11 protein-coding genes are annotated in these 14,026 nt (G+C 37.6%); 6 read left to right on the top strand and 5 right to left on the bottom strand.

All coding sequences use genetic code 11. The annotated features are described in order from the left end of the window. Positions 1-10 precede the first annotated feature (10 nt). Genes RM541_RS00695 through RM541_RS00675 form a run of 5 tightly spaced genes read left to right on the top strand, consistent with a single transcriptional unit; the run spans position 11 to position 4,888 of the window. On the top strand, positions 11-1,300 hold the full coding sequence (locus RM541_RS00695; protein ID WP_311498314.1) for a polysaccharide deacetylase family protein: 1,290 nt from the start codon (positions 11-13) through the stop codon (positions 1,298-1,300). After that, positions 1,287-1,976, top strand: coding sequence for a YjjG family noncanonical pyrimidine nucleotidase (locus tag RM541_RS00690; protein WP_311498313.1), 690 nt, complete (start codon positions 1,287-1,289; stop codon positions 1,974-1,976). The genes RM541_RS00695 and RM541_RS00690 overlap by 14 nt, the downstream gene beginning before the upstream one ends. 52 nt (positions 1,977-2,028) lie before the next feature. After that, positions 2,029-2,574 (top strand): hypothetical protein, encoded by a 546-nt coding sequence (locus RM541_RS00685; RefSeq protein ID WP_311498312.1) that lies wholly within the window; start codon positions 2,029-2,031, stop codon positions 2,572-2,574. Between the two features lie 2 nt (positions 2,575-2,576). Continuing rightward, the gene (locus RM541_RS00680) at positions 2,577-3,986 is read left to right on the top strand and encodes a DUF5723 family protein (protein WP_311498311.1); all 1,410 of its coding nucleotides are present in this window, start codon (positions 2,577-2,579) and stop codon (positions 3,984-3,986) included. Positions 3,987-4,039: 53 nt separating this feature from the next. Further along, positions 4,040-4,888 (top strand): hypothetical protein, encoded by an 849-nt coding sequence (locus RM541_RS00675; protein WP_311498310.1) that lies wholly within the window; start codon positions 4,040-4,042, stop codon positions 4,886-4,888. Here RM541_RS00675 and RM541_RS00670 read toward each other — a convergent pair. Further along, a complete protein-coding gene (locus tag RM541_RS00670) occupies positions 4,885-6,159 on the bottom strand; it encodes a replication-associated recombination protein A (protein WP_311498309.1) in 1,275 nt (424 codons plus the stop codon). The two genes, RM541_RS00675 and RM541_RS00670, sit on opposite strands and share 4 nt — an antisense overlap. Positions 6,160-6,245: 86 nt before the next feature. Here RM541_RS00670 and RM541_RS00665 point away from each other — a divergent pair, with 86 nt between their 5' ends. Beyond that, complete coding sequence (locus tag RM541_RS00665; protein ID WP_311498308.1) at positions 6,246-6,983, top strand: rhomboid family intramembrane serine protease; 738 nt, start codon at positions 6,246-6,248, stop codon at positions 6,981-6,983. An 84-nt stretch (positions 6,984-7,067) separates the two neighbouring features. Here RM541_RS00665 and rlmB read toward each other — a convergent pair whose 3' ends face one another. The 4 genes from rlmB to RM541_RS00645 form a co-directional block, all read right to left on the bottom strand. Next, the gene (gene rlmB / locus RM541_RS00660; protein ID WP_311498307.1) at positions 7,068-7,808 is read right to left on the bottom strand and encodes a 23S rRNA (guanosine(2251)-2'-O)-methyltransferase RlmB; all 741 of its coding nucleotides are present in this window, start codon (positions 7,806-7,808) and stop codon (positions 7,068-7,070) included. 96 nt (positions 7,809-7,904) lie between these two features. Next, positions 7,905-9,065 (bottom strand): hypothetical protein, encoded by a 1,161-nt coding sequence (locus RM541_RS00655; protein WP_311498306.1) that lies wholly within the window; start codon positions 9,063-9,065, stop codon positions 7,905-7,907. Between the two features lie 29 nt (positions 9,066-9,094). Continuing rightward, complete coding sequence (locus RM541_RS00650; protein ID WP_311498305.1) at positions 9,095-10,519, bottom strand: SusD/RagB family nutrient-binding outer membrane lipoprotein; 1,425 nt, start codon at positions 10,517-10,519, stop codon at positions 9,095-9,097. A gap of 9 nt (positions 10,520-10,528) precedes the next feature. Then, entirely contained in the window at positions 10,529-13,801 is a 3,273-nt protein-coding gene (locus RM541_RS00645) for a SusC/RagA family TonB-linked outer membrane protein (protein ID WP_311498304.1), read from the bottom strand. Positions 13,802-14,026 lie beyond the last annotated feature (225 nt).

Here is a 14,026-nt window from a genome sequence, read left to right as displayed (position 1 = left end):
TATTTTTTGCATGCTACTCATTTATACACAAAAAATTACACCACGTATAATCTATATTTTCAAGCATATTTGTACGGGAATATTAGGGATATCTATAAAATTCACCTCCAAGATAGAGGAGTTTATCGCCCATGACGGGATGAAATTATCTTATGGAAAGCAAGCCCTGGGAAACGAATTATTTGTTCAGAGGGTAGACCTTCTAATGGAGCAGGGTTTTTCTGAAGTTGAAATTAAGGTGCTCCCCTGGGAAGATTCTGTTTGCTTTTTTCCTGTTTCAGAAGCCAGTGCACTGCCTTTCGATATTTTCGCATCCTCGTTTTTTCTTTTGAGCAGGTATGAGGAATATGTCCCCCATGTGAAAGATGAGGCAGAACGTTTTCCTGTTGTAGAAAGCCTGGCTTATCAGAAGGGTTTTTTAAGCTCTCCCGTAGTAGATAAGTGGGCGCTTAAGTTTCAGGATGTCCTGGCAGAGCGATTTCCACACATGGAGGTGCAGTCCAAAAAATTTTCATCTAATATTATTATAGCTGTAGAGCATGTCTTTGGTTACAAGAACAAGGGTATTCTCCGGACTATTGCGGGAATGCAACGTGATTTTTTCAGGCTGAGCCTTACCAAGGTTTTTGATCGTCTTAAAGTGGCTTTTAAGGTAAAGAACGATCCATTCAATATATTTGAAGATCTAATAGCTCTCATAAAAGAACATAAATTGAAGATGTACTTTATGTTTCAGTTAAGCGATTTTACTATTCACGATAGAAATATTAATCACAATCGTATCCCTTATAGATCTGTTATAAAATATGTGGGAGACTACGCCAAAGTGGGATTACTGCTTGGCTATTACGCAGTTCGGGACATGAAAACGCTCAGGACAGAAAAGCTAAGAATGGAAAATATTATTCACAGCTCACTGGAGTATTCCTTAAATTCCAGCCACGACCTTTCTTTGCCTGAAAATTTTAATAATCTGGTGGAGCTGGAGGTGAAGAACGATTTTTCTATGGGCTATCCCGACGCACTGGGATTTCGTGCCGGAACATGTACGCCTTTCCTGTTTTATGATATTAACATGGAAGTAACTACTCCATTACTCGTTCATCCTTATGTTTTTAATTCGGCAATTTTTGAAGATGTTAAACCTGAAAAAGCTTTTGAAGATGTTCAAAAAGCGATAAATCAGGTGCGTGAAGTAGGAGGGGAATTTCGGGCAATTTTTAGAAATCAGGATTTCTCTGAATATGCTCAAGCGGAAACTTACTATAATTTAGTGAAAATGATTTATGAAATTAAGTAACATTGAACATGTTTTTTTTGATTTGGATCACACATTGTGGGATTTTGATAAAAACTCCGGATTTACCTTTTCAGAAATATTTAAAAAATGGGATATACCGCTGAACCTGGATGAATTTTTGGGAGTGTATATAAAGATCAACCTGAAGTATTGGGAGTTGTACAGAAATGATAAGATTTCTCAGGAGATGCTCCGTTACGGAAGGCTTAAGGACAGTTTTGACGCCTTGAAGTTTAGAACATCAGATGATGTTATTTACGGATTATCAAAAGATTACATGGAATATTTACCTAAAAATACGCACCTGCTCACCGGTACACTAGAGATTTTACCATATCTGAAGAATAAATATAAGCTCCATATTATTACAAATGGTTTTGAGAATGTTCAGCGTAGGAAATTGACTACTTCTGGAATTTTAGATTTTTTTCATACGATAACTACTTCGGAAGAAGCCGGAGTAAAAAAGCCGAACGGATTAATATTCAGAAAGGCTCTGGAAAAGGCCAAGGCTGTCGCTGAAAGGTCAGTAATGATAGGAGATAATTACGAAGCTGATATTTTAGGTTCAGAAAATTCTGGCTTTCAATCAATATATTTTGACTATTATAGAACGGAAGAAAATTCCGACATAAAGCAAATTCAAACGTTAAAAGAACTTGTTAAGTTTTTGTAAAAACTAAAGTTTTGTTAAGTTCGTTGCATATTACTCTAGAGCTTGAAAAGCTATGAAGAAGATTGCAATCTTAATTAACGTTACAATTCTCTGTTTTGGGGTTTTTACTGGTTGTGTAAAAGATGTAGATTTTAGCCAGGCAAATGACATTGTTCTAAGCCCGGATATTCAATCTAATCTTGTATTATATTCGGTAGGAGAAGCAGATTTTGTGGATCCTGTCACTAAGGATATTCATACAGTTATTAGAGATACAGTAAGATTGGAATTTTTAGATGATGATTATATTCAAAATGATTTAAATTCTGTTGAGTTTTATTTTAGAAATATTAATACCTTTCCTCAGGCTTTTGTAAGCAGAGTTCATTTTTTATCAGCGTCGGGGAGAAAACAGTTTAGCATAAATTATCCGATTTCCCCTGGAAATTCTGATAATCCGGTGTCGACCGAAAGAATTGAAGTGATGGGAGCAGATAGGATCGAGCAAGTGAAGAATTCAATTATTATGGTTGTCGAACTTGAAGTCCAAACAAATGAAGAAGCCTTTACCGGCGATCTTGAATTTGCTTCTAAAGGACTTTTCAAGTTTGAGTTTTAACTATGCGAGGATTAATTTACCTTTTTTTTTTCTCTTCAATACAATTATCTTTATTTTCTCAAAATAAACCGCTGCTTTATAATGTAGACGGTCTTCCGCAAACCTTGATGAGCAATCCGGGAGCGGAAATAAGCTTCCGCGGACATTTTGGAATACCTTTTTTTTCACAGGTGCATCTTTCTGCCGGTTCTACCGGTGTAACAGCTTTTGATATTTTTGATGATTCCAATCCCAATGTGAATCTACGGGTAAGAAATGCAATACGTGAACTTACTCACAGGGATTATTTTTCTGTAAATGAGCAATTGGAAATCTTATCCATTGGTTGGAGACTTGATCGTCAAAATTATTTATCTGCCGGAGTTTATCAGGAAACAGATGTGTTTGCATATTTTCCAAAAGATTTGGCCATTTTAGTAAATGAAGGGAATACAAACTATATAAATCAGCCTTTCGACTTCTCACAAGCTTCTTTTACAGCAGAAGTGTTAACAGTTTATCATTTAGGACTTAACCATAAACTTAATAGCAGACTTACAATTGGGGCAAGAGCTAAGATGTATTCAGGAATTTTTAATGTAGAGAGTACAAATAATCAGGGAACCTTTACAACAACTCTTAATGAAGGAGGGAGTGGCTTTTACCGCCAAACTGCTTCAAATATTGATGTTGTTGTAAATACTTCAGGCTTTGCGAGTTTAAGAGATGAGGAAGACAATACTGTAGATCAGGCTGCTGCCGATTTACTTAAGCGTTCTATGTTGGGCGGAAACCTTGGTTTGGGTTTAGACCTTGGTGCTACTTATAAGGTAAATGAACAATTTATTGTTACGGGTGCGGTACAGGATATAGGTATTTTGTTTCAGCGAACAGATGTAGAGAATTATCGCTATTACGGGAGTTACGAAACTGAAGGTATTGAACCGCTATTTCCTGAACAGGAAAACACAGAGGCTATTCCTTACTGGGACATTTTTGAAGATGAAGTGGACGCAAATTTGCAGGACGAAACCTTAGAAGATCCTTATGTGACCTGGCGACCTGTTAAATTTAATACAACTATGGAATTTGGCTTCGGAAGAGCTTTCCTGCCGTGTAATTACCGTCTTGTAAAGGAAGCCCGATACATGAACGCTGCCGGATTATTGCTTTCTGGAGTTTATCGTCCAAAGGGAATAACACTTTCTATGACGGGATATTACGATAAGCTTTTTACTGAAAATTTTGGACTACGGGCGGCCTATACAATTGATGATTATTCATTTACAAACATAGGATTAATGGCTCACAGGACCTTTGGGAGTTTTAATATTTATCTGGCAGCAAATAATTTACTGGGATTTCCTAATTTCGCAAAAGCGCACAGCACTTCTCTTCAATTTGGGATGCAGTTTATCTTTAAAGATAATTAAAAGTCAAAAATCACCTGCATGAATGAAGAGGTTGAGTGATAAAAAACATACATATGAAAATTGCCATTTTGAGCATTGCTCTTTTTTTGACTGTAACAACAGTTAAATCGCAAAACCTTAACGAATACAAGTATGTGATTGTTCCTGAATCATTTGAGTTTTCAGATGCTCCAAATGAATACCAGTTAAATGCGTTAACGAAATTTCTCTTTGAGAAATATAATTTCAACGCCTTTATGAAATCTGAGCAAAAACCATCCGATCTTAAAGCTAATGGCTGTTTAGGCTTGTATGCTAATGTAGAGGAGGATTCCGGTCTTTTTGTCACTAAGCTTGTAGTTTTATTAGAAAACTGCGATGGAGAAGTTATTTTTCGATCTGAAGAAGGTACAAGTCGCGAAAAAGAATTTAAAGCGGCACATCACGAAGCTTTAAGAGAAGCATTTAAATCTTTGGAAGAGTTAAAATACCAGTATTCGGAGCGCGACGCTGAGACTGCTGGTAAAGATGCCATTACAGCAGTAGCTGCTGTCCAGGGTGAAGTGGTTACTGAAATCCCGGAGAAAAATTCCCAAATTGCCATAGATGGTGAACAGGAGGATGAAGAGATTGAAGAAGAAGTGACGGGAAATGAAATTACTGAGGAGAATGGTGACTACTATGTTCTTGATAATGCCGTTTATTTTCTCGAAGAAAGTAATTCCGGATTTTCGTTCTTCCAGAAAGGAATGGCAGAGCCTTTTGCGTCTCTCATAAAATCTGAAGGACAGGATAGCTTTATCTATTCTTCAATTACTAAACAGGGATTGGCATATTTTGATACTGAAGGAAATCTTGTGGTAGAGTATTTTGATAAAAATAGAAATGAAATGATAAAAACTGTTTATCGGATTCAGGATTAGTAGTCATACTTATTCTTCCAGCGCTTTTTTAAAAATTCTCTTTGTGCATTTTCCCGCTGGTTTTGACCCGGCTCATACAGTTTTGTGTTTTTTATTTCTTCAGGTAAGAATTCTTCCTGTACAAAATTACCTTCGTAGTTATGGGCATATTTATAATTATCTCCATAACCTAAGTCTTTCATTAATTTTGTAGGAGCGTTTCTTATAGCCATAGGAACAGATAAATTACCTGTTTTCTTTACCACGCTTATGGCATTATTAATTGCCATGTAAGCTGCATTACTCTTTGGAGAGGTGGCCAGATAAGTAGTACATTGGCTTAATATTATCCGGGCTTCAGGATAACCAATAGTGGTTACCGCCTGAAAAGTGTTGTTGGCGATGACAAGTGCTGTGGGATTTGCATTTCCTATGTCTTCACTTGCTAATATTAATAATCTACGGGCAATGAATTTGACATCTTCACCGCCTTCTATCATACGTGCGAGCCAATATACTGCCCCGTTAGGATCACTCCCTCTTATAGACTTAATAAAAGCCGAAACGATATCATAATGTTGCTCTCCGGTTTTATCGTAGAGCACAGTATTTTGTTGAACCTTTTCAAAAACGAGGTCATTAGTGATTTCCACCCCGTCTTCAGTTGAAGTCACTAATAATTCAAATATATTAAGAAGCTTACGGGCATCGCCGCCGCTTAATCGCAGTAGAGCCTCTGTTTCTTTTAAGTGAACCTTTCTGGAAGCAATTATCGAATCTTCTTTCATAGCACGTTGAAGCAGGGCTATAAGATCATCCTTAGTAAACGGTTTTAATACATAAACCTGACACCTGGAAAGAAGTGCCGAAATAACCTCAAAACTTGGGTTCTCTGTGGTTGCTCCTATTAAAGTGACCCAGCCTTTCTCTACTGCTCCTAATAGAGAGTCCTGTTGGGATTTACTAAAGCGGTGAATTTCGTCTATAAAAAGGATAGGGCTCTTCGTTGTGAAAAGTCCGTCGCTTTTTTTGGCTTTTTCAATAACCTCTCTGACGTCTTTTACTCCGCTGCTAATTGCGCTAAGAGTGAAAAACGGTCGACTCGATTCTTCGGCAATAATGTTGGCGAGCGTGGTTTTCCCCACTCCTGGGGGACCCCAGAAAATCATGGAGGGTATAATTCCCTGTTTCAGCTGTTGCTTAAGTGCACCTTTCTCTCCCACAAGGTGCTGCTGACTCAAATAGTCTTCTAATTTTTGCGGCCTTAATCGTTCTGCTAGCGGTTTGTTCATTTCGCTAAATTAAGAATTATGATGACAACTTTTCAGAAAGGAAAGATTTGGTTGTTTTTTTGTAATATAAATTCTAAATGTAAATTTTGAAGCAGACCAGTCCATTTACTTTTTCTCCCGGGGTAGTAGGTTACCCTATTATTTTCGTGCTGGTAATATGGATAGTATTCTGGTTTGAGATAAGATTTGGTTTCGATTTTAATCGATTTGGAGTTAGACCAGGCAAGATAGAAGGATTAAGAGGAATTATTTTTTCACCTTTTATACATTCGGGAATAAAACATCTTTTTAATAACACAATTCCTCTTTTTGTTCTTTCAATGGCACTGTTTTACTTTTACAGAAAGATCAGTTGGCAGGTTCTTTTCCTAGGATTAATTTTATCCGGATCCTTGACCTGGTTTATAGGTAGAGAGGCTAATCATATTGGTGCCAGTGGAATTATTTATGTACTTGCGTCCTTTTTATTCTTTAAAGGTGTTTTCTCAAAACATTACAGGCTTATTGCTCTTTCCTTAGTTGTAGTCTTTTTGTATGGTGGGATGTTATGGTACGTAACACCAATAGATCCGGATATCTCCTGGGAAGGACACTTGGCCGGCTTGATATCGGGCTTCTGCCTTGCACTTCTCTACAGAAAAAATATTGCAAAGCCTCCAAAATATGAGTGGGAGAGGCCGGATTATAGCGAGGATGATGATGATTTTATGAAGCATTTTGATGAAGATGGAAATTTTATCGAAGATCCTGAGCCGGAAGAACTAAAATATGCTTATCATTATAAGCACTCAAATCAGGAGAAGGAAGGAGATAAAGATTCTTAATCTTTAACAGAGAACAGACATGCTATAGCGCGTCTCCACATCCATTTCATCTCTACAACCTTTTAAGAATTCTTTTGAAAGAAATTATAACCTCTGCCTTACCACCTCATATAAAATAGCTCCACAAGCAACAGAAACATTTAGAGATTCTATTTTTCCCATCATTGGTAACTTGGCGCGATGATCAACTGTTTTTAGGATAGAGCTACTTACTCCTTTTGCTTCATTACCCATCACTATCGCAGTGGGTTTTTTTAAATCAATGTCGTAAATGGTATCATTGGTTTTTTCTGTTGCGGCCACTAATTGTACATCAGAAGACTGTAGATAAAAAACTGCATCCTTGATATGATTTACCTTACAAATAGGAACGTTGAAAATTGCTCCAGCCGAGGTTTTTACTGCGTCGGCGTTAAGAGGTGCGCCACCTTTTTCAGGAATAATAATAGCATTTACTCCACAGCATTCAGCTGTCCGTATAATAGCTCCAAAATTCCGAACATCTGTTAATTGGTCAAGTAGTAGGAAGAGTGGAGTAGAGGTGGAATTAAAAGCATCCCTTACAACTTCGTCCATACTTTTGAACTCTACTGGTGAAATACTTGCTATCACACCCTGATGATTTCCTTTACTTAACTTGTTAAGTTTTTCCACAGGAACATAGGAAATGTTGTAATTGCCTTTGCGGATATGATTTTCAAGATCTTTAATAATATTTCCGGAAAGACCTTTCTGAATATATATTTTATCGATGCTTTTTCCGCTTTCAATAGCTTCAATAACAGCCCTAATTCCAAAAATTCTGGTGGTTTCTTTTTCATTCATAAGGCAAAGATAGTTTTTAAAATTACGTTTTGAATAGTTGATAAATAAAAAAACCACCCAAAGTGGGTGGTTTTAAAATCTAAACTTAAAAGGAATTTAGTATCCTTCAGCGTATTCAATTTCATAACTTATTACTTCTCCGTCTACAGAAGTAACATTGCCAATTCTGAAGACTCCGTAGAAGTTGAAAGTTTCCATATTTTCGTCTTCATCTTCAACTTCCCTGGTGGTTTTGTAAACAAAAGTATCCCCGTTTTCCAGGTTTGTCACTGAAGTCATAGGATCACCTTCTTCAAAAGCTGCTTGTGCAGTTAAGACATCAGCATCATCAAAGAAATCATCATCTACCTGTACAAAGGAAATATCAGCATCATTTATTACCTCAAAACCAGTAGGTTCTAAAAATCTGATTTCACCTTCTTCATTACCTTCAGCTGAAATCTCTCCTGTAGAAAGGTTTAACTGGTTAAGAAGTGGATCGTCAGTAAGAGTGACAGAATTTGATGTGCTGAATGCTTTTGGAGTAATGGCAATCATGGATTCCACTACGTCTGTCATACTTCCACTGGTGGCAGTAATTTGATAATATAAAGTATCATTAACCATTAAATTTAGATCCTCATAATCAGTGTCAGATAACTCAATATATCCACCTTCGGCAGAAAGGTCAGCACCGCTGCCAGTGTAGGTGCCGTCTTCATTCTTTTTGAACATGAGAATTACATCATCTATAGGTGCAGAAAGAGTATTAATCTCATAAGCCAATTCAACAGATGACAGACTATCAATGGTTGTTTCAGTTGGATTACTGTATTCATCTCCTGCGTTTCCTAAAGAAACAGCTTTACTTACTGAAATTGTAAAGGGATCCTCTGAAAAATTTCCATTAGAATAAGTCGTTCTGATTCTGATATCATACTCTCCTTCTTCTTCATCTACTCCATCATCATCAGGAAACATGAAGTCTCCTAAGATAGAGGAATTAAAGGATGCACTTTCTCCAGATACTGTTGCAGTTCCTATAACCTCACCATCCTGAATAATTTCTACAGATTCAGCTGTAACGCCTTCCGCAGTGATAAAATCTATATTAAGATCTTCATTGGTGTCAAATCGGCTAAGACTGCGATCTGTTATTTTCGCATAACCTCCAACGTCTTTGTAATTATCTACCAAATAGTCGTCTTCTTCATTTTCACATGAAGCCAGGCCTATTGCGATAAATAAGCAAAGACCCCAGTATTGTATATTTTTCATTTTTTGCATTTTAATGTTGTTTAAAGCAATTATTCCATATCTACATCCCAGAAAACCGGAGTTTGCTGGTCATCCTCACCTATGGCTTCTGATGCATCTATATAGTTGTCTTCATTAAGATTCTGTTCATCTACAGGGTAAGTAAACCTTAATGGTACTGGAGTTCCAAATTCTTCTGGTAACACTAATTCCGGCTCATCATATTTTCTCCAAATGGACCATCCCTGGAAAGGATTGTCAAACATGGCAATCCAGTACTGTAAGGCAAACTGGTCAACAGATCCATCATAAGATACTGCAGGCTGTGCAAGGTATGCTGTAACCTGAGCTTCACTTCCTCCCCAGTACATAATAGATGCCGTAATAGCATTTTCATAATGTGATTCTGCATCACCTCCTGCAGAGTAACCAATTTCAGCTGCTCTGGAAAGATTAAATGCAACCTCTACATAATCAAGAAGAATACCTTCTCTTGTAGGGTTTAAAAACGGATCTCCGATGTGGGTATATGCTGAATAGTTATTACTTCCCCCGTAAACACCACCTAAATATCCGCCACTAATATTGTCATCAAAATATGACATACGTCTTGGGTCGTTAAGCTCATTCATATAGTCTACAATGGTTGCAGATGCAAGAAAATCCGATCGTCCGCTTTGTACAAGGTCTTCCCATAATGGGTTTGTATTAGGGAAGGTGCCTAAGTACTCTATAGTTGCGTTATCTCCGTTAGATGTAAAAACTCCGTCTGAGACAGCACTTTCTACGGTAGACTGAGCAAGTTGAGGATTAGATTGCGAAATTCTCATTCCTAATCTTAAGCTTAAAGAATTAGCGAATTTTAACCATTGATCCATGTCACCTCCATAAATTACATCGGCGGTAGTGTATCCCTGACCCGCTGAAAGAAGTGCGTCTACTGATTCTAATCTGCTTATAAGGTCTTCATAAATAACCTCATCATTATCATAGACAGGTAGAGAATTATCAGGTTGCAATGCTTCGGAATATGGAATATCACCAAAAGTATCAACCAGTACATGCCAGGCATATACTTCTATAACTTCTATTTGCCCTAATCGAGCATCTTTTTCAGCCTGACTTAATTCTTCATTTTCCATTACAATACTACGTGCATCTTTTAGGTCATAAAGAACATCTCTATAAATCTCTGACCACACATTATCTGGATTATTCCTTGATGTTAAGTTATAATTGGGTTCATCAAGATAAGTTGTGGTTGTCCAGTACTGTGCCAGAAATCTGTAAAGCCCGTCGTTCACGTTAGGGCTTGCCATGTTATCCGATAAACTTACAGTAGCTGCTGTAAAAAGAAAGTCTGAAGCTACCTCGGTAGGATTTTTTGGATCCCTGTTAAGATTCTCGTACTCCTCATCGGTCTGGCAGGACCATAAGCTCAAGAATGCTGTTATAGCAATTATATATCTTTTCATAATTTTTTTTTAAAAGTTAAACTTAAGACTGGCACCTATTTCCCTCATAGATGGGTAAGCACCTGACTGGTATCCCTGAACATTACCTGAACTTAATCCGGCTTCAGGGTCAGAAAAAGGGATGTTTTTGTGGATTATCCAAAGGTTTCGCCCAATTACTGAAAAAGAAGCCCTGGTGAAAGGAATGGCATCAAGAACTTTATCGCCAAAGTTATAAGTTAAATTTACCTCTCTTAATTTCACGTAAGAAGCATCATAGACGTGCCCTTCATTTGCAGCTCTTGCGTATCCGAACGGATTTCCATAATAATCTGTTCTCGCACGTGTAGCATTTGGAGAAGTGTTAGTTACTGTGTATTCTCCATTACTATCATATTCAACATCTCCCTGTACTCCGTCTAATATAACACCGCCTCCGTTTGAAATAGTATTCCGCATCGGATTTCCAAGGTCATTTGTTCCTACACTGGCTTCATAAAGACCAGTGGCAGTTCCATACCAGGTGTCTAGTGAGAAAAGATCTCCACCTTTTTGGACATCTACAAGAAAGCTTAATAATAGATTTTTGTATTCGAAAGTATTTGATACACCTCCTGTCCAATCTGGTTGTATGTTTCCTATGATATAATTTGAATTCGGTGTGACCTCATAGTAACCGCTTGGATTGATCAACCGGTTTCCTTCTTGATCGTATACATATGCTGTACCTCTAATAGCGCCATATGGCTCTCCCGGGGCAGCATTTATAGAAACACCTCCTTGAAGGTTATTGTCTAACTGCAAATTGTTAATTCCTTCTGCCAATTCAAGAACCGTACTCTCGTTTTTAGCCCAGTTTACGTTCATTGTCCATCGGAAATCGTCAATTCGTATTGGATTTAAAGTAAGTCGTGCCTCAATACCTTTATTTTCAATTGTTCCTGCATTTAATAATTTTGAAGTAAATCCTGTGGCAGTTGATGTTCTAACAGGCGTAATTTGGTCTTCAGTTTGAGAATTATAGTAGGAAACATCAAATCCGATTAAACGATTTAAGAAATTAGCCTCAAGGCCTACCTCATATGATTTCATACGTTCAGGACGTAAATTAAGGTTGTTTAATGAATTAGCATTTGTAGCCCAACCTGCGTTACCAAAAGCTGAAAACTCAGATCCTCCAGCTTGACTGGCAAGAAGATAAGTGTTGAAAACATTGTATGGGTCTGTATCATTTCCTACTTCCGCATAATTTGCCCTTACCTTTGCAAAATCAAGCCAGTTTGCTTCTATAATGTTAGATAGCAGTATACTGGTAGAAACAGAAGGATACCAAAATGTATTATTTTCAGCAGGAAGCGTTGAAGAACGGTCTCTTCTAATAGTACCTTCAAGGTAGTAGGTGCCTAAATAACCGACTCCTGCTCTTGCATATACACCATCAAGCATTCTTGTCATTTCGTACTCAGTAGGTGGGTTTAGCGGGCTAACCGTGTTGGTTAAAGCGTAAAATCCGGGAGCATTTAACCCTCCGTTTGTAGCGGCATCGATATAACTTCTTTCGTTTCTACGTATATTCATACCTAGATTTCCATCCAAGTTAAGATCTTCAGTAATGTCTTTATTAAAATTAAGAATAAGATCGTAATTGTATTCTGCAGCCCTGTTATTGTATCTGCTATATTCAGATACACCAGCGCTCCCTACATTAATTCTTTCCTCCTGTAACTCATCATAAGTGTCAAATGTAAATCTTCCTAAGACACTGAACACATCGCTTATTTCGTAATCTAAATTAATGTTACCAAAATATCGGTTACGTGTATCGGTTTGATAATTTTCATAAAGTGTCCAGTAGGGGTTATCGGAATATATTGGAGAAAGATTATCCGGGCTATTCGGGTTCCAGGTGATATTTTCTCCTGTTCCGAAATAAGCATCTCGTTGCTCCTGCAAATCGACGTTGGTTTGAAACCACTGTCTGAATTGTTGCATAATGTTCAAAGAGCTATAACCTGTACCATACCGTCCTTTACCATCTGTTTTTGTAAAGGTGACATTGGTTTGGGCGCTAAACCGGTCTGTGAAGTCATGCCCGCCACTAAATTTTATAGTGTTTCTTTTTATCTCACTATTAGGGAGGTTCCCCTGCTGATTAAAGTTTGTAGCACTTACTCGAAAAGAACTTTTATCAGTTCCGCCATCTAGAGCAATGGAATTAATTGCTGTATAGCCTGTTTGCCAAATGGTATTCGCATTGTTTTCGCCGGGCAACCAGGGAGTTGCCTGTTGGTATGTGTCTAACTGTGGATAAATGGAATTCCATTGGTAAATGGGTTGACCATCGAAGGTCGCACCAAAGGAAGCATCTTCTGTAAAAGGAGTGACCTCGTCTAAGTTTCCATCTCCATCTACATCATAAAGGTTAAAATAGCCTGTATCATAGTATGCACCATAACCAGCACCGTACTGGTCCTGATATTCAGGTAGTGTCTGATCATTTACATTAGAGACCATTAAAGTACTATTAATGGCAACTCCAATACCTTTGTTTTTGCTACCTTTTTTAGTTTCAATTATAATCGCTCCGTTTGCTGCCCTTGCTCCATATAAAGCCGTGGCAGCAGCACCTTTCAATACGTTAATGGAAGCAATATCATTCGGGTTGATGTCTGATGCAGCGTTACCGTAATCATATCCTCCTGCGCCTCTCTGTTGATCTACAGAGTTATTGTTGGCATTACTTACAGGAGTTCCATCAATTACAAATAGTGCCTGGTTGTTTCCTGTTAAAGAAGAATTACCACGAATGATCACATTGGATGATCCTCCCAGGGTACCAGTTGAACTAACTTTTAAACCTGCAACTTTTCCCGAAAGAGAATTTACAAAGTTTTGAGTAGGAACATCAGAAACTTCAGAACCATCTACTTCCTGAGTTGCATACCCCAATGACTTCTTTTCTCTTTTAATACCTAAAGCGGTTACTACCACTTCGTCTAATTGTGCTGCGTCATTAGAGAGCACCACATCAATTTCATCCACGTTTGTCACAGCGTATTCTGCTGTTTCCAATCCAATGAAGGAAAACACCAAAATATCTCCCTGAGAAGCTACTATGGAATAATTTCCATCAAAATCTGTCTGAACACCTGTGGATGTTCCCTGAATAAGGACGTTTACTCCAGGCAGGGGCAGACCGTCTTCGTCTGTAACCGTACCAGAAATAGTCCTTTCCTGTGCAAAGGATATTTGCACAACAAACGCCAGTAATAGCGTTAGAATACTACTTAACTTTGTTTTCATTTTTAAAATTTGTTTGAATTAGCCGTATCAAAAGTGATGATAAAAGGTTTATTACACAAGTGATCTTTTAGGAAATCATTACCATTATATTGGCTGGATGTTAAAAACATGTCATAGGGCCTTAGTTTTGAGGGGGTAACAAAATTAACAAATTATGTTAAATTTTTTAGAATGAGGTTTTTCCTTCATATTCATGAATAAAATCACCTCTTTTTAATGATCGAT

It is taken from the genome of Autumnicola psychrophila (genome assembly GCF_031846645.1).
Taxonomy (GTDB): domain Bacteria; phylum Bacteroidota; class Bacteroidia; order Flavobacteriales; family Flavobacteriaceae; genus Autumnicola; species Autumnicola psychrophila.
Note: the sequence above shows the minus strand (reverse complement) of the source record. Positions and strands in the feature narration are given on the sequence as shown.

Bases quoted from the DNA above. Each gene is read 5' to 3' on its own strand.
- rlmB (WP_311498307.1), bottom strand. From the start codon at position 7,808: ATGAATGAAAAAGAAACCACCAGAATTTTTGGAATTAGGGCTGTTATT.
- RM541_RS00650 (WP_311498305.1), bottom strand. From the start codon at position 10,519: ATGAAAAGATATATAATTGCTATAACAGCATTCTTGAGCTTATGGTCC.
- RM541_RS00690 (WP_311498313.1), top strand. From the start codon at position 1,287: ATGAAATTAAGTAACATTGAACATGTTTTTTTTGATTTGGATCACACA.
- RM541_RS00645 (WP_311498304.1), bottom strand. From the start codon at position 13,801: ATGAAAACAAAGTTAAGTAGTATTCTAACGCTATTACTGGCGTTTGTT.
- RM541_RS00670 (WP_311498309.1), bottom strand. From the start codon at position 6,159: ATGAACAAACCGCTAGCAGAACGATTAAGGCCGCAAAAATTAGAAGAC.
- RM541_RS00655 (WP_311498306.1), bottom strand. From the start codon at position 9,065: ATGAAAAATATACAATACTGGGGTCTTTGCTTATTTATCGCAATAGGC.
- RM541_RS00695 (WP_311498314.1), top strand. From the start codon at position 11: ATGCTACTCATTTATACACAAAAAATTACACCACGTATAATCTATATT.
- RM541_RS00685 (WP_311498312.1), top strand. From the start codon at position 2,029: ATGAAGAAGATTGCAATCTTAATTAACGTTACAATTCTCTGTTTTGGG.
- RM541_RS00680 (WP_311498311.1), top strand. From the start codon at position 2,577: ATGCGAGGATTAATTTACCTTTTTTTTTTCTCTTCAATACAATTATCT.
- RM541_RS00675 (WP_311498310.1), top strand. From the start codon at position 4,040: ATGAAAATTGCCATTTTGAGCATTGCTCTTTTTTTGACTGTAACAACA.